This window comes from Brevundimonas sp. (assembly GCF_035626975.1).
Taxonomy (GTDB): Bacteria; Pseudomonadota; Alphaproteobacteria; order Caulobacterales; family Caulobacteraceae; genus Brevundimonas.
Window position 1 is genome coordinate 1 of record NZ_DASPMQ010000056.1, and the last position, 21,503, is coordinate 21,503.

The 21,503-nt window shown below is 70.5% G+C and carries 24 protein-coding genes and 2 tRNA genes; 11 read left to right on the forward strand and 15 right to left on the reverse strand.

Annotation, left to right across the window (positions count from 1 at the left end; translation table 11 throughout):
* The 3 genes from VEB62_RS14560 to aroA form a co-directional block, all read right to left on the reverse strand.
* Window positions 1-1,185, reverse strand: a 1,185-nt coding sequence (locus VEB62_RS14560; protein ID WP_324801222.1) for a 30S ribosomal protein S1, incomplete at its 3' end; no start/stop codon positions are given.
* Between the two features lie 154 nt (window positions 1,186-1,339).
* Window positions 1,340-1,990 carry a (d)CMP kinase gene (gene cmk / locus VEB62_RS14565; RefSeq protein WP_324801225.1) on the reverse strand — a complete coding sequence of 217 codons (651 nt, stop codon included), beginning with the start codon at window positions 1,988-1,990 and terminating at the stop codon, window positions 1,340-1,342.
* Window positions 1,987-3,291 carry a 3-phosphoshikimate 1-carboxyvinyltransferase gene (aroA, locus tag VEB62_RS14570; protein ID WP_414642057.1) on the reverse strand — a complete coding sequence of 435 codons (1,305 nt, stop codon included), beginning with the start codon at window positions 3,289-3,291 and terminating at the stop codon, window positions 1,987-1,989. Before aroA ends, cmk begins: the two co-directional genes overlap by 4 nt.
* A gap of 137 nt (window positions 3,292-3,428) precedes the next feature.
* On the opposite strand from aroA, the gene VEB62_RS14575 reads away from it, so the two are divergent.
* The 4 genes from VEB62_RS14575 (at window position 3,429) to VEB62_RS14590 (ending at window position 5,046) form a co-directional block, all read left to right on the forward strand.
* On the forward strand, window positions 3,429-3,902 hold the full coding sequence (locus tag VEB62_RS14575) for a TIGR02300 family protein (RefSeq protein ID WP_324801229.1): 474 nt from the start codon (window positions 3,429-3,431) through the stop codon (window positions 3,900-3,902).
* A gap of 151 nt (window positions 3,903-4,053) precedes the next feature.
* Window positions 4,054-4,129: transfer RNA gene (locus tag VEB62_RS14580), tRNA-Ala, on the forward strand.
* A gap of 152 nt (window positions 4,130-4,281) precedes the next feature.
* Entirely contained in the window at window positions 4,282-4,701 is a 420-nt protein-coding gene (locus VEB62_RS14585; RefSeq protein ID WP_324801232.1) for an Hsp20 family protein, read from the forward strand.
* An 87-nt stretch (window positions 4,702-4,788) separates the two neighbouring features.
* The gene (locus VEB62_RS14590) at window positions 4,789-5,046 is read left to right on the forward strand and encodes a DUF1150 family protein (RefSeq protein WP_324801234.1); all 258 of its coding nucleotides are present in this window, start codon (window positions 4,789-4,791) and stop codon (window positions 5,044-5,046) included.
* A 107-nt stretch (window positions 5,047-5,153) separates the two neighbouring features.
* On the opposite strand, the gene VEB62_RS14595 is transcribed toward VEB62_RS14590, so the two are convergent.
* From VEB62_RS14595 to rpoN, 3 genes are all read right to left on the reverse strand, one after another.
* Complete coding sequence (locus tag VEB62_RS14595; RefSeq protein ID WP_324801236.1) at window positions 5,154-5,621, reverse strand: PTS sugar transporter subunit IIA; 468 nt, start codon at window positions 5,619-5,621, stop codon at window positions 5,154-5,156.
* A gap of 72 nt (window positions 5,622-5,693) precedes the next feature.
* Window positions 5,694-6,359, reverse strand: a complete 666-nt coding sequence (gene hpf / locus VEB62_RS14600) for a ribosome hibernation-promoting factor, HPF/YfiA family (RefSeq protein WP_324801239.1) — start codon at window positions 6,357-6,359, stop codon at window positions 5,694-5,696.
* 135 nt (window positions 6,360-6,494) lie between these two features.
* Window positions 6,495-8,009 carry an RNA polymerase factor sigma-54 gene (rpoN, locus tag VEB62_RS14605; RefSeq protein WP_324801242.1) on the reverse strand — a complete coding sequence of 505 codons (1,515 nt, stop codon included), beginning with the start codon at window positions 8,007-8,009 and terminating at the stop codon, window positions 6,495-6,497.
* A gap of 169 nt (window positions 8,010-8,178) precedes the next feature.
* On the opposite strand from rpoN, the gene VEB62_RS14610 reads away from it, so the two are divergent.
* The gene (locus tag VEB62_RS14610; protein WP_324801243.1) at window positions 8,179-8,919 is read left to right on the forward strand and encodes a DUF805 domain-containing protein; all 741 of its coding nucleotides are present in this window, start codon (window positions 8,179-8,181) and stop codon (window positions 8,917-8,919) included.
* Between the two features lie 4 nt (window positions 8,920-8,923).
* Here VEB62_RS14610 and lptB read toward each other — a convergent pair whose 3' ends face one another.
* The 5 genes from lptB to VEB62_RS14635 form a co-directional block, all read right to left on the reverse strand.
* Complete coding sequence (lptB, locus tag VEB62_RS14615; protein ID WP_414642055.1) at window positions 8,924-9,718, reverse strand: LPS export ABC transporter ATP-binding protein; 795 nt, start codon at window positions 9,716-9,718, stop codon at window positions 8,924-8,926.
* 20 nt (window positions 9,719-9,738) lie between these two features.
* Window positions 9,739-10,215: an LptA/OstA family protein gene (locus VEB62_RS14620; protein WP_324801246.1), complete on the reverse strand. Its 477-nt coding sequence runs from the start codon at window positions 10,213-10,215 to the stop codon at window positions 9,739-9,741.
* Between the two features lie 2 nt (window positions 10,216-10,217).
* Complete coding sequence (gene lptC / locus VEB62_RS14625; protein WP_324801250.1) at window positions 10,218-10,874, reverse strand: LPS export ABC transporter periplasmic protein LptC; 657 nt, start codon at window positions 10,872-10,874, stop codon at window positions 10,218-10,220.
* Window positions 10,874-11,488 (reverse strand): ribonuclease D, encoded by a 615-nt coding sequence (locus VEB62_RS14630; RefSeq protein WP_324801253.1) that lies wholly within the window; start codon window positions 11,486-11,488, stop codon window positions 10,874-10,876. Before VEB62_RS14630 ends, lptC begins: the two co-directional genes overlap by 1 nt.
* 71 nt (window positions 11,489-11,559) lie before the next feature.
* A tRNA-Leu gene (locus VEB62_RS14635) sits at window positions 11,560-11,646 on the reverse strand.
* Between the two features lie 171 nt (window positions 11,647-11,817).
* On the opposite strand from VEB62_RS14635, the gene VEB62_RS14640 reads away from it, so the two are divergent.
* Complete coding sequence (locus tag VEB62_RS14640; RefSeq protein ID WP_324801256.1) at window positions 11,818-12,789, forward strand: complex I NDUFA9 subunit family protein; 972 nt, start codon at window positions 11,818-11,820, stop codon at window positions 12,787-12,789.
* A gap of 10 nt (window positions 12,790-12,799) precedes the next feature.
* Here VEB62_RS14640 and VEB62_RS14645 read toward each other — a convergent pair whose 3' ends face one another.
* Together VEB62_RS14645 and VEB62_RS14650 are read right to left on the reverse strand one after the other, a co-directional pair.
* Window positions 12,800-13,603, reverse strand: coding sequence for an undecaprenyl-diphosphate phosphatase (locus VEB62_RS14645; RefSeq protein ID WP_324801258.1), 804 nt, complete (start codon window positions 13,601-13,603; stop codon window positions 12,800-12,802).
* A 27-nt stretch (window positions 13,604-13,630) separates the two neighbouring features.
* Complete coding sequence (locus tag VEB62_RS14650; protein WP_324801260.1) at window positions 13,631-14,815, reverse strand: citrate/2-methylcitrate synthase; 1,185 nt, start codon at window positions 14,813-14,815, stop codon at window positions 13,631-13,633.
* A 134-nt stretch (window positions 14,816-14,949) separates the two neighbouring features.
* Here VEB62_RS14650 and VEB62_RS14655 point away from each other — a divergent pair, with 134 nt between their 5' ends.
* Genes VEB62_RS14655 through queG form a run of 3 tightly spaced genes read left to right on the forward strand, consistent with a single transcriptional unit; the run spans window position 14,950 to window position 17,783 of the window.
* On the forward strand, window positions 14,950-15,900 hold the full coding sequence (locus VEB62_RS14655) for a cation diffusion facilitator family transporter (protein WP_324801263.1): 951 nt from the start codon (window positions 14,950-14,952) through the stop codon (window positions 15,898-15,900).
* Between the two features lie 40 nt (window positions 15,901-15,940).
* The gene (fzlA, locus tag VEB62_RS14660) at window positions 15,941-16,636 is read left to right on the forward strand and encodes an FtsZ-binding protein FzlA (protein ID WP_324801266.1); all 696 of its coding nucleotides are present in this window, start codon (window positions 15,941-15,943) and stop codon (window positions 16,634-16,636) included.
* A gap of 25 nt (window positions 16,637-16,661) precedes the next feature.
* Complete coding sequence (gene queG, locus VEB62_RS14665; protein ID WP_324801268.1) at window positions 16,662-17,783, forward strand: tRNA epoxyqueuosine(34) reductase QueG; 1,122 nt, start codon at window positions 16,662-16,664, stop codon at window positions 17,781-17,783.
* Here queG and VEB62_RS14670 read toward each other — a convergent pair.
* Window positions 17,774-18,574, reverse strand: a complete 801-nt coding sequence (locus VEB62_RS14670; protein WP_324801271.1) for a C40 family peptidase — start codon at window positions 18,572-18,574, stop codon at window positions 17,774-17,776. The two genes, queG and VEB62_RS14670, sit on opposite strands and share 10 nt — an antisense overlap.
* A 69-nt stretch (window positions 18,575-18,643) precedes the next feature.
* Entirely contained in the window at window positions 18,644-20,041 is a 1,398-nt protein-coding gene (locus tag VEB62_RS14675) for a leucyl aminopeptidase family protein (protein WP_324801274.1), read from the reverse strand.
* A gap of 96 nt (window positions 20,042-20,137) precedes the next feature.
* On the opposite strand from VEB62_RS14675, the gene VEB62_RS14680 reads away from it, so the two are divergent.
* Together VEB62_RS14680 and VEB62_RS14685 are read left to right on the forward strand one after the other, a co-directional pair.
* Window positions 20,138-20,953, forward strand: coding sequence for a tetratricopeptide repeat protein (locus tag VEB62_RS14680; RefSeq protein WP_324801277.1), 816 nt, complete (start codon window positions 20,138-20,140; stop codon window positions 20,951-20,953).
* 56 nt (window positions 20,954-21,009) lie between these two features.
* Window positions 21,010-21,480 (forward strand): iron-sulfur cluster assembly scaffold protein, encoded by a 471-nt coding sequence (locus VEB62_RS14685; RefSeq protein ID WP_324801279.1) that lies wholly within the window; start codon window positions 21,010-21,012, stop codon window positions 21,478-21,480.
* Window positions 21,481-21,503 lie beyond the last annotated feature (23 nt).

The following is a 21,503-nucleotide window of genomic DNA, read 5'->3' on the forward strand; positions in this document are numbered from 1 at the left end:
GTCGTTGTCGAGGCCGATGAAGAGGCCGAACTCGGTGGCGTTCTTGACCTCGCCCTCGACCTCGGAGCCGACCGGGTGGGCGGCCACGAAGGCTTCCCACGGGTTGGCCTGGGCCTGCTTGAGGCCCAGCGAGATGCGGCGCTTGGAAGCGTCCACGTCGAGCACGATGACTTCCACTTCCTGGGAGGTGGAGACGATCTTGCCGGGGTGGGCGTTCTTCTTGGTCCAGGACATCTCGGAGACGTGCACCAGGCCCTCGACCCCGGCCTCCAGTTCCACGAAGGCGCCGTAGTCGGTGATGTTGGTGATGCGGCCGGTGTAGCGCGAGCCGACCGGGTACTTGGCGTCGACGCCGTCCCAGGGATCTTCCTGGAGCTGCTTCATGCCCAGCGAGATGCGCTGGGTGTCGGGGTTGATCTTGACGATCTGCACCTTGACGGTGTCGCCCACGGCCAGGACCTGGCTGGGGTGTGAGACGCGCTTCCAGCTCATGTCGGTGACGTGCAGCAGGCCGTCGATGCCGCCCAGGTCCACGAACGCGCCGTAGTCGGTGATGTTCTTGACCACGCCTTCGCGGACTTCACCCTCTTGCAGCTGGCCGACCAGCTCGGTGCGCTGTTCGGCGCGGGCTTCTTCCAGGATGGCGCGGCGCGAGACGACGATGTTGCCGCGCGGACGGTCCATCTTGAGGATGGCGAAGGGCTGTTCCTTGCCCATCAGCGGGGCGACGTCGCGCACCGGACGGATGTCGACCTGCGAGCCCGGCAGGAAGGCCGAGGCGCCGCCGAGGTCGACGGTGAAGCCGCCCTTGACGCGGCCGATGATGGTGCCGTTGACCGGCTGGCCGTCGGCGAAGACGACTTCCAGACGGGTCCAGGCTTCCTCGCGGCGAGCCTTGTCGCGGCTGATGACCGCTTCACCCAGGGCGTTCTCGACGCGCTCGAGGTAGACTTCGACGTTGTCGCCGAGCTTCGGGATGACGGCGCCTTCGCCGATGCCGAACTCGCGGGCCGGGATGCGGCCTTCGGTCTTCAGACCGACGTCGATGATCAGGATGTCCTTCTCGATGCCGACGACGCGGCCGTGGACGACCTGGCCTTCGCCGAGGTCGCGGCCCTGAAGGGTTTCGTCGAGCAGCGCGGCGAAGTCGTCACGCGAGGGGGAGAAGCTTTGGGTATCGGTCATGCAGGGTTGGGGTTTCTAACGGTTGTGGCGCGCGACCGAATGGCCCCGCGCGAGGTGAGTGAAGAGTGAGATCAGGTCGTCGGGATGCGAGGCAAATGAAGCCAGATCGCCCGCGGAAGCCGAGGATGGGAGCGTTGGATTTGCCCGGGCGACCTTACAGGCCGTGTCGGACGCGCGCCGCCTCGACGATACGGCGGGCCGCATCGAAGGCGGTCTCTATATCCATATCGGTCGTGTCCAGCAAGACGGCGTCTTCGGCCTGGATCATCGGGGCCGCCCCGCGGCCGGCGTCGCGCTCGTCGCGACGGACGATGTCCTCGAGCATGTCCTCGTAGGCGATGACCTCGCCCCGGCCGGTCAACTGCTTCCAGCGGCGCAGGGCGCGGACCTCGGCGGTGGCCGTGACGAACAGCTTGGCCTGGGCCTCGGGGGCGATGACGGTGCCGATGTCGCGGCCGTCGAGGACGGCGCCGCCGGGCCGGGCCGCGAACGCCCTCTGGAACGCGAGCAGGGCCGCGCGGACGCCGGTGTAGCCGGCGACGCGGCTGGCGGCTTCGCCCGCCTCGCGGCTGGTCAGGCGGCCGGTGTCGCTGAGGTGGGTTGCGTCGAGCGCCCGGGCCACGGCCTCGGCCGCCGCCTCGTCGTCCAGCGAGCCGCCGGCGTCCAGCACGCCCAGACCGACGGCGCGGTACAGCAGACCGGTGTCGAGGTGCGGCAGGCCGTAAGTCGCGGCCAGGCGAGCGGCGATCGTGCCCTTGCCGGACGCGGCGGGTCCGTCGACGGCGATGACCAGGGCCTGGCTCATGCGGTCGCCGCGATATCGGCCCCGAGGCCGCGCATCAGCTCCACGAAACCGGGGAAGCTGGTGGCGATCATGCCGGGCTCGTCGACGGTGACGGCCTCGGCCGCCGCCAGGCCCAGCACCAGATGGCTCATGGCGATGCGGTGATCGCCGTGGGTGGTGACCATGGCGCCGCCGCGCACAGCCCCGCCGGTGACGGTGAAGCCCTCCGGCTCCTCCTCGACCCGGACGCCGCAGGCCTGCAGCCCGGCGGCCATCAGGGCGATGCGGTCGCTTTCCTTGACCCGCATCTCGCCGATGCCGCGCATGACCGTGGCGCCGTCGGCGAAGGCGGCGGTGGCGGCGAGGATCGGGTATTCGTCGATCATCGAGGCCGCCCGGTCCGGCGGCACGACCACGCCCCTGAGCCTCGAATACCGGGCGGTGACGTCGCCGACCTCCTCGCCCCCGGCCATGCGGCGGTTGGCGACGGTCAGGTCCGCGCCCATTTCGCGCCAGGTCTCGAGCAGGCCGGTGCGCAGCGGATTGAGCATGACGCCCTCGACCGTCACCGCCGAACCCGGAACGATCAGGCCGGCCGCCAGCGGGAAGGCGGCCGACGAGGGGTCGCCCGGCACGGAGACGGCGGTTCCGGTCAGGGCCTGGCCGCCCGTGAGGCTGACCCGCCAGCCGGTTCCGGCGGGCAGGACGCCGACCTCGGCCCCGAAGGCCCGCAGCATCCGTTCGGTGTGGTCGCGGCTGGGTTCGGGCTCGGTCACGGTGGTGACGCCGTCGGCGTTGAGGCCGGCCAGCAGGATGGCCGACTTGATCTGGGCCGAGGCGACCGTCTGGACGTAGTCGATGGCCTTGAGGCCGCCGCCGGAGAGTTCGACCGGCAGCCGGTCTTCCTCGCCCGGCCATCCGAAGCGCGCGCCCATGCCGGCGAGCGGGCCGGTGACCCGCTTCATCGGCCGTTTTCTGAGCGACGCGTCGCCGTCGAACGTGACGCTGACCGGATATCCCGCCGCCGCGCCCATCAGCAGCCGCACGCCGGTGCCGGCGTTGCCGCAGTCGATCACGCCGCCGGGCGATCTGAAGCCGCCGTGGCCGGTCACCCGCCAGCGGCCCTCGCCGAGCCGCTCGACCCCGGCCCCGAAGGACTCGACCGCGCGCGCCGTCGCGAGGACGTCGTCGCCCTCCAGCAGGCCGTCGATTTCGGTCACCCCCGCGGCCATGGCCCCGAAGATCAGGGCGCGATGGGACATGGACTTGTCGCCCGGCGCGCGCACCGCGCCGGAGAGCGGCGGAGCGCTACGGGCAGTCAGGGAGGGGGGGATCGGCACCCGGCGGTCTCCGGAAGGGGTCAGGCTGCGCGGGCGGCGCGAGAGATGGCTTTTGACAGCGGCCCCCCTTGGTGGCAAGGGACGCGCCCGATTTCCCACTCCGCCAAAGGTCTTATCCCGTGGCCAATCCCGAACTGGGCCAGAAGCAGGTCTGCCCGAACTGCCAGGCCAAATTCTACGATCTGGGCCGCCGCCCGGCCCATTGCCCCAAATGCGCCACCGACTTCGACCCGGAAGAGGCGCTGAAGCTGCGCAACCGCCGCGGCCGCCCGGCCGGCTACGCCGCCGACGAGACGCCTGAAGAGGACGCCGAGGATCAGGTCACCAAGAAGGCCGACGGCGACGACGAGGACGAGGAAGAAGCCGTCGTCACGCCCGAGATCGACGAGGAAGGCCACGAGCCGATCCTGACGCCGGACGACGACGACGAGGCCCCGGTCGACCCGACCGAGGAGCCCGGCATGGGCGAAGCCGGCGACGACGACGATGTCCTGGCCGATGACGATGACGACGACTCCGTGCCGTTTATCGAGGACGAGGACGACGACGCGTTCGACGACGATATCGTCAAGGCGGGCAAGGACGAGGATTAGGTTTTTCAGTCTGTTCGGGGTCGCCGGCGGCGGCTCCGGACGGGCTGAAAATAAATGGTGGAACCGGGCTTGATCGCGATCAGGGCCTGACATAGGTTCCGCCGCCTCGCCGGGGGGCGGTTTCCCGCCCGGCGATCCGACCGAAAGGTTCGGGGCTTTAGCTCAGCTGGTAGAGCGCTTGCATGGCATGCAAGAGGTCAGCGGTTCGACTCCGCTAAGCTCCACCATCGAAGGCCCCGCGGGACACCGCGGGGCCTTCGCCATATCTGGCGCGGGGTCGTTGATCCCGGACGGCAAATCCCCATCTAGTCCAGGCGGCCGACGCCTTGCCGATCCCGGGAGGCGCAGACGGCCTGGCCTGCTTCGGGGGCGAAAGACGATGAATACGCGCACCATCCTGTTCGACAGCCCGTTCCTGCTGGGTTTCGACCATACGAGGGCGCTGATCGACCGGGCCGCCCGCGCGGCGGCGGACAGCTATCCGCCGTACAATGTCGAGCAGCTGGGCGAGCATTCGGTGCGCATCACCCTGGCCGTCGCCGGCTTCGGGCCCGAAGACCTGGCCGTCACCCTCGAGGGGCGGCAGCTGACCATCGCCGGCAAGCGCGAGGACGCGGGCAAGGCGGATCAGGCCTTCCTGCATCGCGGCATCGCCGGCCGCGGTTTCGTGCGCAGTTTCGTGCTCGCCGACGGGCTGGAGGTCGATCAGGCGCGGCTGGAGCACGGTCTGCTGCATGTCGAGCTGAGCCGGCCGGCGGACCTGCCGACGGTCCGGCGCATCCCCATCACAACGGGTTGATTCAGCCGTTGTTCTCCCGGTCGCCGCTCGCGGGGCCGAACCACACGGCCCCTCGGGGCGTTAGTTCAGAGTAAGGAGGCGGTCGCAATGACGCCGACGCTGATGACCAAGGAAGATCTGAGGGGCCTGGGCGCCCCGGATCTCGTTTATGTGCGTGAAATCCGCGCCGCCGATGTGCTCGCGGACACGCCCATCCCCCAGGCCAGGGGCCTGGCGATCGATCCCGAGATGACCCTCTATGCCGTTCACGGCGCCGACGGCGAAAGGCTGGCCGTCATGATGGATCGCGAGACCGCCTTCGCCGCCGCCGTGGCGCACGAACTGGAGCCGGTTTCGGTTCACTGATCGAGGGCGCTACCGCGCTTCGCGCTACTTGAGCGCGGCGCTTCGCGCGGGCCTGCCGCGTCCCGACAGACGCTCGCGGCGCGCGGGCCGCCAGCGCGCCAACAGGCTCAGGCGGCCGTGGCCGGGGCCCGGTCCTTGACGAACAGGGCGCGGATCGCGTCGGCGGTTCTCGCCTGACGCAGATGCTCCCGCATTTCGGCCGAACGCAGCGCCCGCGACACGGCGGCGAGGGCCCGCAGATGCTCGGCTCCGTCTCGCGGCGGCGCGAACAGGGCGAAGATCAGATCGACAGGCCGGTCATCCACCGAACCGTAGGCCACCGGGGTGTCCAGACGCACGAAGACCGCCGTCACCCGATCGATGCCGTCGAGGCGGGCGTGGGGAACGGCCACGCCGGACCCGAGCCCGGTCGAACCCAGGGCCTCGCGCTCCTGCAAGGCCTCCATGATCCGGGCTTCCGGCAGGCCGAGCGCCTGGGCGGCGGCTTCGGCCACGGTATGCAACGCCTGGCGCTTCGACGATGCGCCGCTGCGCAGAACGACACCGCCGTCCGCCAGCAAATCACCGATGTCCATGAGCTAATCCCGACTCTACCCGATCCCGATGGGCGGGCGCCGTGTAGACGACCCGCCTCGTTGTGGGAAGCACTATGACGCGACACCGTTTACCGAACCGTGTCCATTGAGCGATTTGCCGGTTCGCTCCGGATCGATCCAGCCGACATTGCCGTCGGGCCGGCGGTAGACCACCGACAGACCCCCGTGAGCCGCGTTGCGGAACACGACGACGGGATAGCCGGTCATGTCCAGCTCCAGCACCGCGCGCCCCACGGTGACCGTGCGGATCTCCGCCTCGGTTTCGGCGATGACCATGCCGACGGGCGGCGGCTCGCCGGGGGCGCCCGCCTCGCCGAAGGTATCGTCCTCGACGGAGTCCGGATCGCGCAGGACCATGCTTCGGGCGACCTCGCGGGCGGCCGCCTCGGTCTTCTCGGGCGAGAGCGCCTTGGGCCCGATATGATGGTCCTTGAGCCGCCGCTTGTAGCGCCGCACCCGCTTCTCGAGCTTGTCGAGACTTTCGGTGAAGGCCGAATGGGCGTCGCCGCCCAATCCGGACGTGAACACCACCTGGCCGGACGCCAGGCGCACCCAGCAGTCCACCTTGAAGCTGTGACCCTCCTTGGCGACGATCACCTCGGCGTCCTGGGCCCCTCGTTCGAAATATTTGCCGATCCCGTCCTGAAGTTCCTGGGAGATGCGGGAGCCTAACGCTTCGCCGACATCCACGTGCTTACCGCTGACCTGGATTTGCATGTCGATAGAACGCGACCGATGGCGTTTGGTGTCAACGCCGATCACCGAAATGTGGTGAGGAATCCGATGACGGCCGGACGCCGAATTCGGCGGCGGCTCGGCGATAAATGAGAGAAAAGAGGGACCTGGGCCCGGTCAGCCGGTCCTCAGCATCCGCTTGCGCTGGACCGAGGAAGGTATGCGCAGGGCCTCGCGGTATTTCGCCACGGTGCGGCGGGCGATGTCGATGCCCGCCTCATTGAGAATCTCGACGATCCGGTCGTCGGACAGAACGTCGCCGTCGCGGGCCTCGCCGTCGATCATCGCCTTGATGCGGTGACGAACCGCCTCGGCGGAATGGGTGGCCCCGCCGTCGGAAGACTGGATGGCGGCCGTGAAGAAGAATTTCAGCTCGAACACCCCGCGCGGGGTCGAGACATATTTGTTCGAGGTGACCCGGCTGACCGTGGACTCGTGCATGCCGATGGCGTCCGCGACGGTCTTCAGATTCAGCGGCCGCAGGAACTCGACGCCGAAGGCCAGGAAGGCGTCCTGCTGGCGGACGATCTCGGACGACACCTTCAGGATGGTCTTTGCGCGCTGATCCAGGGATTTGACCAGCCAGCTGGCCTGGGCCGCGCATTCGGCGACGAAGGTCTTCTCGGCATCCGAGCGCGAGCCGGCGGCGACCACGCCGTGATAGCGCTTGTCCATGATCAGGCGCGGCAGGGTGTCGGCGTTCAGTTCGACCTTCCAGCCGCCGGCCGGATCGGGCCGCACATGGACGTCGGGGATCACCGTCTGGGCCGGCTCGCCGCCGAAGCCGGCGCCGGGCCGCGGCGTCAGCGCCTTCAGCTCGGCGATCATCTCGGCCATGTCCTCGCCATCGACGCCGCAGGCCTTGCGCAGGCCGGTCAGGTCGCGCTTCGCCAGCAGGTCGAGATTGTCCAGCAGGCAGGCCATGGCCGGATCGAACCGGTTGCGCTCGATCAGCTGCAGCTTGAGGCATTCCGGCACCGACCGCGCCATGACGCCGGTCGGTTCGAAGCCCTGGCAGGTGGTCAGCACGGTTTCGACCCGCTCAAGCGAGACGCCCAGCCGGTCGGCGGTCTCGGCCAGTTCGCCGCGCAGATAGCCGCCCTCGTCCACGGAATCGATCAGGGTCAGGGCGATGGCGTGGTCCGCCGAACTGAAGCCGGCCTGGGACGCCTGGGCCTGCAGGTGCTCCCACAGCGTGGTTTCGCGGGTGTCGGGCTGTTCGCGCCCCTCGCCGTCCGGCAGGCCGCCGCCGGAGCCGGCGCGCGACCAGTCGTTGAGTCCGACCTGGGCCTCGCCGGTCCCGACGTCCTCCATCCGGTCCGAGGTCCGTTCGCCCGGGCTGGCGTCGCCGTAGACGTCGTCGGAACGGGCGTCGAGCGTCCGGTCCGCGTCCTGGACCCGTCCCTCGTCGAAGCTCATTTCGGAGGCGTCCTGGCTCTCCGCAACAGGCGCATCCGTCTCGCCGGCGGGCTCGACGTCCTCCCGCTGGAGCAGGGGGTTCTTTTCCAGCTCGGCCTCGACGAAGGCCTCGAGCTCAAGGTTCGACAGTTGCAGCAGCTTGATCGCCTGCTGCAGCTGGGGCGTGATGACGAGCCCCTGCCCCTGTCGTATCTCCAGCCTTTGTCCGAGCACCGCTGACCCCCCAGCCGGGCCGGTTGGCCCGAAACTTGCTGGCGGCCACTTTGTGGCCGAAGCGGTTAACGGCGTTCTAAGCGCCGCCGGCGCCTTAACCATCGCGCTTGGTCCCGCCTTCATATTTCACCGGTCACCCTGCCTCGTCGCACACCACGGGGGCAGCCCGATGCTGATGTTCAGACCGTTGATCCGCTACGCCGTATTCACCGGCCGCGCCCGGCGCGCGGAATACTGGCTGTTCGTCCTGTTCCATACGATCGTGGTGGGAAGTTGCCTCGGCATGGCCGTCGCCTCCCTGAACAACCCCGAGAATCCCGGCGCGGCGCTGTCCGGATTCGTGATGTGGCTGAGCCTGTACGGTCTGGCCGGACTCGCTCTTTTCCTGCCCTGGCTCGCCGTCCTCGCCCGGCGTCTGCACGACATCGGACAGACCGCATGGTGGATGCTTCTGCTGGCGCCAAGCGCCCTGTGGCCGTTTCTCGCCGGCTCGAACATGGCCGGGGCGATCGCCCGGACAAACGGCGGCGAAGGCGCTGCGGCCGGCGGCGCGATCGTTGAGGCTTTCGCCCAGGGAATGCTCATCGCGGCGGTGGCGGGCGCCTGCAGCCTGGCCCTGTTCGTGATGACCCTGTTGCCCGGGACGCGGGGGCCCAACCGACACGGCCCAGATCCGCGGGATCATCCTGACGCGCCGGTCAGGGAAACGCCCGCCGGCGGCCTCTATGACGAAGCGCGTCTGGACGAGTTGTTCGCCGAGGCGAAGCGGGAGCGCGAGAGGGACCATCGACCGGTGTTGGACTTCGGCGCCGAACCGTCCCGGCCGCAGGCCGCCGCGACGGAGGCAGGGCGCGCCGCGTGGGACGCGGGGATCGCGCCCGCCCGGCCGTTCGGCCGGCGGGGCGCGTGACGGCTCAGCCGTACATGTCGCCCAGATAGACGCGCCGGACCTCCGGGTCGCGGATCACGTCCTCGGCCCGGCCCTCGAACAGCACCGAGCCGCCAGAAATGATCGAGGCGTGATCGATGATCTCCAGCGTCTCGCGGACATTGTGGTCGGTGATCAGCACGCCGATGCCCTGCCCCGCCAGATAGCGGATGACCTGACGGATATCGGCGATGGCCAGGGGGTCGATGCCGGCGAAGGGTTCGTCGAGCAGCATGAAGCTGGGCCGGCCGGCGAGGGCCCGCGCGATCTCGCAGCGCCGCCGTTCGCCGCCGGACAGGCCCGCCGCCGGGGCGTGCCGCAGGTGGTCGATGCGCAGTTCCTCCAGCAGGCGGCTGGTCTCGTCGGCGATGGTCTGGCGCCCGGTGTGATGCAGTTCGACCACCGCGCGGACGTTCTGCTCGACCGTCATGCCGCGGAAGATCGACGCCTCCTGGGCCAGGTAGCCGAGGCCCATGCGGGCGCGCTGGTACATCGGCTGGGCCGTGATGTCCTCGCCGTCGAGGAAGATCTTGCCGCTGTCCGGCGGGATCAGGCCGGTGATCATGTAGAAACAGGTGGTCTTGCCCGCGCCGTTGGGCCCGAGCAGCCCGGCCACCTTGCCCCGTTCGACGTGCAGGGAGACGTCGCGCACCACCTGGCGCTGGCCGAACGAGCGGGCGATGTTCTCGACCCGCAGGCCCGTGGCGCGCGGGGCCGCGGCCACCGCCTCGTCGGCGGCGGCGTCATGGACGTTGAGGGCGGAGAGTTCCTTGCGGGCCACGGTTCAGTCCGAGCCGGGGCTCAGGTCCCGCTGCGTTCGGGATAGAAGACGCCCTGCACGCGCCCGCCCTCGCCGGCGCCGTCCATCTCGGCCGCCTCGGTCCGGGTGTTGTAGGTCAGCCGGCCGCCGGTCATGACGTTCTCGCCCTGGGTCAGGATCACGTCGCCGGTCAGCACGATGGTGTCGTTGGCGGGGGTATAGACCGCCCGGTCGCCGCGGATGGTCTGCTCCGGGGTCACGAAATAGACGTTGCCGGTCGCCTCGACGCGGCTGAGCCCGCCGTTGGCGATCACGCCCTCGACGCGGTCGGCGCGGATGCGGCTGTCGCCCTGGGTCAGTTCGGCCCGGCCACGCAGGGAAAGGGCCGTCGGCGTGCGGGACACCTGATCGGCGCCCCACATGATCGGCTGCCCCGCCTGGAAGCTCTGCGCGCCGCCCATGGTGGGCACCGCCGCGAGGGCCAGGGCGATCGCCGCCGTCGTCAGCGTTCTGGTCATGCTCATCCGTCCGACCTCGCGGCGTTGATGGTCCCGCGCACCTTGTTATCACCCGAGCCGCTGAATACGACCCGTTCGCCCTGTTCATAAATCGCATAGGACGAAGCGGTGACGGTTCCAAGAGGGCCGGAGCCCTGGACCCCCTTCGAGCCGGTCACCACGCCGGTCGAGGTGTTCACCACCGCTTCCGGCGTCACCAGGGTGAAACCGGAGCCGCCGTCCGAAATCCGCACATTCGGTCCGATGGTCACGGTCTCCGAGGCCTCGTCATAGACGCCCCCGTCGGCGGTCAGGGTGGTGACCTTGCGGCCGCCGAGATTGAGCCGCAGCGCCGGGCCGACGAGCCGGAAGCGGCCGGTCTCCGCATCCCGCACCGCGCGCTGGAATCCGACGATGAAGCTGCGACCCTGGGCGTCCTGGCCGAGGAAGCGGGAGTTCTCCAGCGTGACCTCCCGGGAAACGCCCGCCTTGCGCTCGACATCCGAAATGACGCTGCGCAGGACGATCCAGCTGATCGTCCCGCCGGCCAGCACGATGATCGCCACCGGCAGCACCCGCCGAAGCAGGTGGACGCGACGCGAGCGGGCGCGGAAGGCCCGGGCCGTGGCGGCGACCCGCGCTTCGTCCGCCTGGTCGCGAATGTCGGCGGGATCAGTCATCAGGTGTGCGCGAAGATGTCCATCTCGTCCCAGCCGGCCAGGTCCAGGGCGGACCGGGAGGGCAGGAAGTCGAAGCATTTGCGGGCCAGTTCGGTACGGCCCTCGCGCTCGAGCATCTCGTCCAGCCGGGCCTTGACCGCGTGCAGGTAGAGGACGTCCGAGGCGGCGTATTCCAGCTGGGCCGGCGTCAGCTCGGCCGCGCCCCAGTCCGAACTCTGCTGCGCCTTGGACAGGTCGACGCCCGCCAGCTCGCGCACCACGTCCTTGAGGCCGTGCCGGTCGGTGTAGGTCCGGGCCAGCTTCGAGGCGATCTTGGTGCAGTAGACCGGCCGCGTCTCGACGCCGAGATGCAGCTGGAACATGCCGATGTCGAAGCGCCCGAAGTGGAACAGCTTGAGCACCGCCGGGTCGGTCAGCAGCCGCTTGAGATTGGGGCAGTCGTAGCCGGGGCGGCTCATGCGCACGACGTGGGCGTCGCCGTCGCCGGCCGAAAGCTGCACGACGCACAGCGGATCGCGCCGGAAGCGCAGGCCCATGGTCTCGGAATCGATCGCCACCTCGGGACCGAGGTCGAGGCCGTCCGGCAGGTCGCCTTCGTGGAGGTGCACGGTCATGTCGGCTGTCTCATAGCGGAGAACATAAACGAACGGCGCCGTATCGCTAGGACACGGCGCCGCCGAAAAAATGGTGCCCAGAAGAGGACTCGAACCTCCACGGCCGTTAAGCCACTGGCACCTGAAGCCAGCGCGTCTACCAATTCCGCCATCTGGGCCCAGACATGTTCGCGCTTGCACACGTTCCTGTCCGGAAGGCGCGGACCCTTAAGGCAGCCCCCCGGGCGGGTCAACAGGCTTTTGTCCTGTTTGCGTTGCAGCCGTCCTGACCATCGTCTAATCCCCGCGCCGAGACCGGTCCGCACCGGCATCCGCCTTTGGAGTCTGTCATGAGCGAAGCTGCGCCCGGCCTGATCACCGTCTTCGGCGGCTCGGGTTTCGTCGGCAGCCAGGTGGTTCAGGACCTGGCCCGTCGCGGGTGGCGCATCCGCGTGGCCGTCCGCCGTCCCGATCGCGCCTGGAAGCTGCAGACCTCCGGCCACGTCGGCCAGATCCAGGCGGTGCGCTGCGACGCGACCGATCCGGCCCAGGTGGAGGCCGCGCTGCAGGGCGCCGACGCCGCGATCAATCTGATCGGCATCCTCTACGAGGCGGGCAGGCGCTCGTTCGAGGCGGTGCACGTCGAGGCCGCCCGCAACATCGCCACAGGCTGCGCCGCCGCCGGGATCGACCGGCTGGTGCATATGTCGGCGATCGGGGCCAATCCCGAGAGCGATTCGAACTACGCCCGCACCAAGGCCGCGGGCGAGATGGCGGTGCGCGAGGCCAAGCCCGACGCGGTGGTGATCCGTCCCTCGATCGTGTTCGGCGCGGGCGACAGCTTCCTGAACAGGTTCGCCGCCATGGCGTCGATGGCCCCGGCCCTGCCCCTGATCGGCGGCGGACGGACGCGGTTCCAGCCGGTCCATGTCGGCGACGTGGCCGAGGCGATCGTCCGCGCCGTCGAACGGCCCGACGCCGCCGGCCGCACCTTCGAACTGGGCGGGCCCGAGGTCATGACCTTCGAGGAGGTGCTGAAACTGGTTCTGCGCGAGACCCGGCGCAGCAACGGCCTCATCCCCCTGCCCTTCTTCGCGGCGCGGGCCGTCGGATCGCTGGCCCAGCTGACCAGCCTCGTGGGTATCGCGCCGGCCCTCACCCGGGATCAGGTCACGCTGCTGGAGACCGACAACGTGGTCGCGGACGGCGCCGAGGGCCTGGCCGACCTGGGCGTCGAACCGACCGGGATCGAGGCGATCGCCCCGTCCTACCTGTGGCGCTACCGCCGCGGCGGGCAGTTCTCGGAGCGGCCGGCGGCCTGAGTCCGGCCGGTCAGGCGTACAGCCATATGCCCAGCAGGCCGATGGTCCCGACCAGAATGCGCCAGACCGCGAACGGGGCGAAGCCGTAGCGGCCCACGAAATCGATCAGGAAGCGGACGATGAACAGTCCGCTGATGAAGGACACCACGAAGCCGATGGCGATGATGCCGGCGACGTTCGAGGTGATCAGATCCCGGCTCTCCCAGAAGTCGAGACCGAAGGCGGCGACCATGGTCGGGATGGCCAGGAAGAAGGAGAATTCCGCCGCCGCCCGCTTCTCGACCCCCAGCAGCAGGCCGCCGACGATGGTCGCGCCGCTGCGCGAGACCCCCGGAATGATCGACAGGCACTGGAACAGGCCGACGCCCAGCGCCGTCTTCCAGGAGAAGCCCATGGCGTCGTGCTCTCGCGGGACCGGCGCCCAGCGTTCGAGGGCGATCAGCGCGAAGCCCCCGATGATCAGGGTGACGCAGACGATCGTGGTGTTGAACAACACCTCCTTGATGAAGTCGTGGAACAGCAGGCCGACGATGGCCGAGGGGATGAAGGCCAGCAGCACCGAAATGGCGAACCGGCGCGCGGCCGGATCCTTGCCGGGCAGATCGAGGACGACCTTCCACAGGCGTTTGAAATAGAGGGCCACCACCGCCAGGATGGCGCCGAGCTGGATCATCACGATGAAGGTGTCCCAGGGCTCGTCGCCGAGGCCCAGAGCCTGTTTGGCCAGCAGCAGGTGTCCCGTCGAGGACACCGGTATGAACTCGGTCAGCCCTTCGACCAGACCCAGAATGATCGCCGCCAGCCAATCCGCCATCCGCGTCCCCGATAAAGGTCAGGCGGATCAGTTCGCGCCCGGTTCGGGACCCACATAGCGCAGGCGCGCCCGGATAGGCGAGCCGTTCGTCGTCTGGTCGAGCGCATGGGCCAGCAGGCCCGCGACCCGGCCGATCATCAGCAGGTCGGCGGCGGCGTCGCGTGGCAGCTCCAGCCGGCGGGCGACGGCGACCAGCGCCAGACCGAAGGTCGGCGCACGGCCGGTCATCTCCTCGCCCTCGCGCATGGCCCGGGCGAGATCCTGCGGCAGGTCGGCCTCGGAGATCAGGGCCGCGGCGCGCGGGTCGCCGCCGGGCCAGTCAGGATCGCCGAACCCGGACAGCACCCCGGCCTCGTGGGCGCGCCGCGCCGCGTCGACCGCCTGACGGCGAACGGCGACCACCCAGGCCGAGGCCCGCGACAGGTCGATAATCGTGGCCGACCCCGCCAGCGTCGCCAGTCCGGCCAGCGCCGCGCCGGCGGGCGAGGCGCCGCCGGCGGCCGCCGCCCGTGTCGCCAGGGCGGGCGCGTCGAGACCGCCGTCGGCCGACAGGACCAGGGCGCGCCGGACCAGATGGGCGTCCCCCTCCCGAACCTTCCACGCCCGCGCCAGCCGCTGGTGCAGGAACAGCCGCGGACCGGGCCCCGCCACGGCGTCGACCGCCTCGTCCAGGACCCGGGCGCACTCGATGCGCAGCCCGTCAGCCGGTCGCGGCTTGAGTTCGGCGTCCTCTTCCGCCCGGCGGGCGAGGGCGGCGAACAGCCGGCCCCGGGCCGAGTGCCCGGGCGTGGCCCCGACGCGTGGCCGCACCTCGGCGAAGGGACTGGCCGAACGCGCATCCCACATCAGGCGCGCCACGTTCTCCAGCGTCGCCGTCTCGGCCAGCTGGACCGCGTCCATGCCGCGATAGAACAGCCGGCCCTTGACGCTGATCGACACGGAGGAGCGAAGCTCGAAATCGGGACCGTTCGACTCCTCGGGCGGGGGCAGCCATTGGCCGATGTCGCCGCCGGCGGGCTCCTCTCCGCTCAGCCGGATGACGTCGGCGACCGCATAGAGGCTGCGGCGCGGATCCTCCGGATCGGGCCGGGCGGCGATACGGCCGCGGCTGACATAGGCGTACAGCGTCTGGGCCTTGACCCCCAACCGGGCCAGAGCCTCGCCGCGACCGATCCAGCGGCCGACCTGCGATGCCGTCCCTGCCGACTGCATGTCGCCTCCAAATGGGCTGGGGACCGTCATGGTCCATGCCGCGCGCAGCTTGGGGCCATTTCGTGACGATGCCGCTAACGCCCAAAACCGGTGCAAGCCTTGGCGCCGTCCAAGCTTTCCGCGACAAGGCGGCGATGACCACGACCGCCCCCGACGACGTTGATCCGGCGACCCGCAGCATCACCCGCCTGTCAGTCGGCGTGGCGGTGGTCCTGATCGCCCTGAAGGCCTTCGCCCTGGGCGCGTCGGGCTCCGTGGCCATTCTCGCCTCCCTGGCGGACTCGGCGCTCGACCTCGTGGCCTCCCTGACGACCTTCTTCGCCGTGCGCTGGGCGGCCGCGCCGCCGGACGCCGAGCACCGCTACGGGCACGGCAAGGGCGAGGCCATGGCCGGACTGGTGCAGGCAGGCCTCATCTTCGCCTCGGCCCTGTTCATCGGCTGGGAGGCAGTCCGGCAGATCTTCGATCCGCGCCCGGTGACGTCCGGCTATTGGGCCGTGCTGGTGGTGCTGGTCTCCATCGCCCTGACCGGCTGGCTGGTCTGGATGCAGGACCGGGCCATCCAGCGCAGCGACTCGATGGCGGTGAAGGCGGACCGCGCCCACTACGCCGCCGATCTGGCGGCGAGCGCCGTCGTACTGATCGGCGTTGTCTCCGGCGCGTTCCTGGCGGCGCCGGGGCTCGACGCGGCAGCCGGCCTGATCGTCGCCGTCTGGTTGTTCTGGGGCGCGCTGGGGCTGCTCAAGGAGGCGGCGGATCACCTGCTGGACCGGGCCGTGTCCGATGCGGACCGCATCGCCATCACCACAGCCGTTCTGGCTGATCCCCGTATCTCGGGCATCCATCAGCTGCGCAGCCGCATGGCCGGTCCGGTGACGATGATCCAGATGCACGTGGATCTCGAGCCCAGCCTGACGCTGGAAGACGCCCACGCCATCATCGTCGGGGCGGAGCAACGGCTGCTGGAAGCCTTCCCGCGCGCGGACATTCTGATCCACCCGGACCCGCGGGGACGGACGGCCCCGAAGGCCGATCTCCAGGACGGGGCGCCGGACGGGCGGAAAGAACGTTCAGGCGCGGTCTGATGGCGCCCATGGCTAACGCCGGCTTAACGCCCTCTGGCGCATGCATCGGCTCATGTCGGCCTGCGTCCTGTACCATTTTCCGTTCGATCCCGGCTCCCGCGCCGCGCGGCTGGCGCTGGGCGAGGCCAGGGTCGAGTTCACGGACACAGTGGTCCGGCCCTGGGAGGACGGCTGCCCCGTCGCGACGCTGAATCCGTCGGGCATGCCGCCGGTCCTGCAGACGACGGAGTCCGGGCGCGCCCTGACGCTGTGCGAGCCGGCCGCCATCCTGGGCTGGCTGGAGGATCGGTCGAACGAGCCCTTCCTGATGCCGGTCGACCCCGTCGAACGGGCCGAGACGCGGCGTCTGGTCGGCTGGTTCGACCGCCGCTTCAATGACGAGGTCGACGCCGTCCTGCTGCACGAGCGGATGGAGAAGCCCTTGCTGCGGCTGGGTCCGCCCGAGGCGCGCGCGCTGCGCGCCGGACGCGAGGCGCTGAAGGCCCACCTGCTGATGCTGGAAGGTCTGCTGGCGACGCGCGACGCGTTGGCCGGGCGGCGGCTGACGCAGGCGGACATGGTCGCCGCCGCGCATCTGTCGGTGCTCGACTATTTCGGGGAAGTCGCCTGGGCGGCGTACCCGGCGCTGAAGACCTGGTACATGAAGCTGAAGTCCCGTCCCTGCTTCCGGCCCCTGCTCGCGGACCGGTTCCCCGGGGTTCAGCCCTCCGCCTGGTATCACGACCTCGACTTCTGAGCGCCGAGGCGTCAGGACGACGCGCATGGCGGCCGATATCCGCAATTTGCTCCGCGACCGCGCGTCAGCCCTGGGTTTTGACGTGTGCCGGTTCGCGTCGGCGTCGGAGCCGTGGAACGCGGGCGAGCGACTGGCGCATTTCGTCGGGGCCGGGCGGCATGGCGACATGGGCTGGATGGAGACGACGCTGGAGCGGCGCGCCCATCCGACCGCCATGTGGCCCGGGGCGAAGACGGCCATCGTGCTGGGCCTGAACTACGGCCCGGGGCATGACCCGCTGCCCGAGATGGACGACGCCTCGGCCGGATACATCTCGGTCTATGCACGGGGCGACGACTATCACGAGCTGATCAAGGGCCGGCTCAAGACACTGGCTGGACAGGTGGCCGCCCGGACCGGCGAGGAGGTCAAGGTCTTCGTCGACACCGCCCCGCTGATGGAGAAGCCGCTGGCGCAGCGGGCCGGCGTCGGCTGGCAGGGCAAGCACACCAACCTGCTGTCGCGCAGCCGAGGCAGCTGGCTGTTCCTGGGCGTGATCCTGAGCGCCGCCGAAATCGAACCGGACGAGCCCGAGAGCGAACACTGCGGGGCCTGCACCGCCTGCCTGGACATCTGCCCGACGAACGCCTTCCCGGCGCCGTTCCAGCTCGATGCGCGGCGCTGCCTGTCGTACCTGACCATAGAGTTCGCCGGAGCGTGGCCGGTGGAATTCCGGGCCGCGACGGGGTCCCGCATCTATGGCTGCGACGACTGCCTGGCCGTGTGCCCGTGGAACAAGTTCGCCGTCACCTCACATGAGACGCGGGTGCAGGCCCGCGAGGCTCTGGTGTCGCCGAGGCTGGCGGACCTCGCGGCCCTGGACGATACGGCCTTCCGGGCCCTGTTCTCGAAAAGCCCGGTCAAGCGGATCGGGCGGGACCGGTTCGTGCGCAACGTCCTCTATGCGATCGGGAACAGCGGCGATCCCGAGCTGATCCCGGCCGCCCGTCGACTGCTCGACGATCCATCGCCCGTGGTGCGGGGAGCGGCGGTGTGGGGGCTGTCGAGGCTGATGGACGAGGCGGCGTTCGCGGGCCTGCGGGCAGAGGCGCTGCCCGGCGAGCCGGACCCGACCGTCCGGGCCGAGTGGACCGGCGATCAGGTCTGAAGGCGGCGGAACACCGGGGCGTGGAAGCCGTCGGCCCGGTAGCGGGCGTCGGCCTCGGCGAAGGGCTCGATGACGACGGCGCCGTGGTGGCCGGTGGCGTGCAGCACGCGATCGGCGTCCAGCATGAAGGCCGAGTGGCCGGTCCAGCTGTGGTCGCCGGGAGGCGAGAGCCAGACGACGACGTCGCCGCGGCGGGCGGCCTTGCGGTCGACGGCGTGGCCGAGTTCGGCCTGCTGGTCGGCGTAGCGGGGACCGGCGAGGCCGCAGGCGTAGAGGGCCTGCTGGATCAATCCGGAGCAGTCGGTGGCGGTCGAGGACCGGGCGCCGAGGCTGTGGGGCACGCCGAGCAGGCGCTCGGCCACGGCGACCGGATCGGTCTCGAAAGCGCCGATCGGGGCGAGGTCGTCAGGCGACACTCCGGAGGGGTCGGCGACAAGGGCGTTGAGCGGCAGGTCGCCGGTGACGGCCGACACCCGGTGGGTCGGCAGGCGCGCGCCGGGCTTCAGGGCCGAGGCGGAGATCCAGCCGACGAGGCCGTCGCGACGGGCGCGGCCCCAGAGGCGGTCGCCCTTCCGGTCCAGCACGTCGAAGGCCTCGCCGAACAGCAACTGGTCGATGCGCTCGGAGGCGGGATCGGCGCCGGCGTGGATGTCCGCAAGGGGCACGACCGCGTGCATCGGCCGGGTCGGGCGATAGGCCGTGGCCCGCACGCGTCCCTCCAGCGCCTGCTCGGCCAGGTCGGGCCGCGCGAGCGTGGTGCGGGGGTCGGGCGTGGCGGCGTCTGGAGTCAAGCAAGGCTCGTCCGGTTGAGCCGGCAGGATGACGCGATATGCCGAAAGGCCCGTTAACGAACGGAGGCTTTATCGTGGCGCCGCCGATCGCGGATATCTGCGCGACAGCATTTCGAAACAGGCGCGCAGCCCCTGGGCCTCGCCGCCCTCGGGGCGGCCGGGCTGGGCGCGGGGGTTCCAGGCGAAAATGTCCATGTGCGCCCAGGCCCCGGTGGCCGGGGCGAATCTCTGCAGGAACAGGGCGGCCGTGATCGAACCGGCCTGGGCCCAGCCGGCGGAATCATTGCGCAGGTCGGCGATCTCGGTCTCCAGCGCGGCGCGATAACCGGGCCACAATGGCATGCGCCACAAGGGATCGGAGACGGCCCGCGACGCTTCGAGCAGGTCGCCGGCGAGGGTCTCGTCGTCGGTGTACAGCGGGGGCAGGTCCGGCCCGAGCGCGACGCGGGCGGCGCCGGTCAGGGTGGCGAAGTCGAGCGTCAGGTCGGGCGAATGTTCGCCGGCCCGGGTCAGGACGTCGGCGAGGATCAGGCGACCCTCGGCGTCGGTGTTGCCGATCTCGATGGTCAGGCCCTTGCGGCTGTTCAGGATATCGCCCGGACGGAAGGCGTCGGCGGAGATGGCGTTCTCGACCGCCGCCACCAGCACCACCAGCCGCACCGGCAGATCGGCCTGCATGACCAGCCGCCCGAGCGCCAGGGCGTGGGCCGAGCCGCCCATGTCCTTCTTCATGTTGCGCATGCCGGCCGCCGCCTTGATGTCGAGGCCGCCGGAGTCGAAGACCACGCCCTTGCCGACCAGCGCCACCAGCGGCAGGTCGGTCCGCTCCAGATTCCAGCCCAGCTCGATCACGCGGGGCGCGCGGTGCGGCGCGGCGGCGCGGCCGACGGCGTGCACGGCCGGATAGTTTTCCTCCAGCAGGGCGTCGCCGGTGGTGACGGTGAGAGAGGCGCCCGACCCTTCGGCGATCTCGCGGGCGACGGTCTCGATCTGCAGGGGGCCCATGTCGGCGGCCGGGGTGTCGACCATCTCGCGGGCCAGGGCGCAGGCGGCGGCGATGCGCAGGACGGCGGCGACGTCCACCCCGGAGCCGGCAACCAGACGCGCGGGGCCCATGGAGCGGGCCTTGTACCGGTCGAAGCGGTAGGCCCCCAAGGCGAAGGCCAGGGCCGCTTGCGGGGCCTGATCCGCTACCAGTCCTTCCAGCCGCCACAGGCCTTCGGGCAGTTTCGCCGCCAGCACGCGCGCGGTCATCGGATCGAAGGTCTCGCCGCCCCCGAACAGAGCCCCCGACAGGCCGTCGTCGGAACACGGCAGGAGCAGCACCTGCCCGGCCTTGCCGGTGAAGTCGTTGGCGCCGGCCCAGGCGCTCCAGACGCCGTCGACGGCCGCGTCCTTCATCACGATCCGGACCGGCAGGGCGCCCTCGCCGTCGGCGGTCAGCAGGTCGGGATGGAAGACGGACATCGCAGGAGGCCTTTCCGGCCGCGAGCGGGCCGATCTTAACCAAGGATTGACGCGAAGGGGCGAGGTTGGAGCCCGAACCTTCCGGAGCGCCCTTCCATGTCGCGCACGACCGCCCGCATCGCAACCATCGCCCTGATCGCGGCGCCCCTGCTCGTCCTGGGCCCGCCCGCGCTCGCGCAACAGGCCGCACCCCAGACCGCAGCCGCCGCCGCGCCACCGGTCCCCGCCAACGCCGAGACTCGCGCGGCCTATGACCGGGCCGACCCGCTGAGCCGTTCGGTGTTCTGGACCGAACAGGCCGAGATCAATCCGATGGATCCGATCGCCGGGGTCAAGGCGGCGCAGGCGATGCGTGAACTCGGGCGATACGTCGAGGCCGCCGAGATGGCCGAGCGGATCCTGCTGGTGCAGCCGGACAACGTCGAGGCCATGCTCGAGGTCGGCCGGGGCCATATCGCCCGGGGTCATGCCTTCTACGGCGTCTCGGCGCTGGAGCGGGCGCGGGACGCCCGCCCCGACGACTGGCGGGCCTGGTCGCTGCTGGGCACGGCCTATGAGCAGGTGCGGCGGGCGCAGGACGCCCAGACCGCCTGGGCGCGGGCGCTGCATCTGTCGCCCGACAATCCCGACGTCCTGACCAATATGGCCATCTCGGCCATGACCCGGGGCGACACCGCCGGCGCCGAACCGCTGCTGCGCCGCGCCGCCGCCCAGCCGGGGGCCTCGCTGAAGGTCCGCCTGAACCTGGCCATGGCCCTGGGCCTGAACGGCAAGATGGGCGAGGCCGAGGCGATGATGCGCCGCGACCTGCCGCCCGATGCGGCCGACCGGAACCTGGCGTGGCTGCGGGCCCGCACCGGATCCGCCGCCGCCGACCAGGCCCGGACCTGGGGCTCGCTGCAGGGCGGCTGACGGGCCAGCGAGGCGGCGGGCTTCACGCAGGCCCCCTGCCCGCCTATCTTCAGACCATGATCGACGAGCTCTACAGCGCGCGCATCCTCAAGCTGGCGGCCAACATGCCGCACAGCGGGCGGCTGGCCGCGCCGCAGGGCACCGGCGAACGCGTGGCCAAGCTGTGTGGGTCGAAGGCGGTCGTGGACGTGGTGCTGGACGAGGCCGGCCGCGTCGCCGCCTTCGCCCAGGATGTGAAGGCCTGCGCCCTCGGCCAGGCGGCGGCGGGGGTGCTGGGCGAGAGCGTCATCGGCGCCTCGGTTGAAGAGATCTCGGAAGCGCGCGACGCCATGACCGCCATGCTCAAGGCGGGCGGCGACGGCCCCGGGGGCCGGTTCGAAGGGCTGCGCGCCCTGAAGCTGGTCGCCGACTATCCGGCGCGGCACGCCTCGACCATGGTCGCCATCGAGGCGACGCTGGACGCGATGCGACAGGCGATGGCCCGCAAGAGCCCGGATACGCGAACTAGCCTCGCCGGCGCTGCATAGCGCCCGTTGCTCCCGCGCGTTCG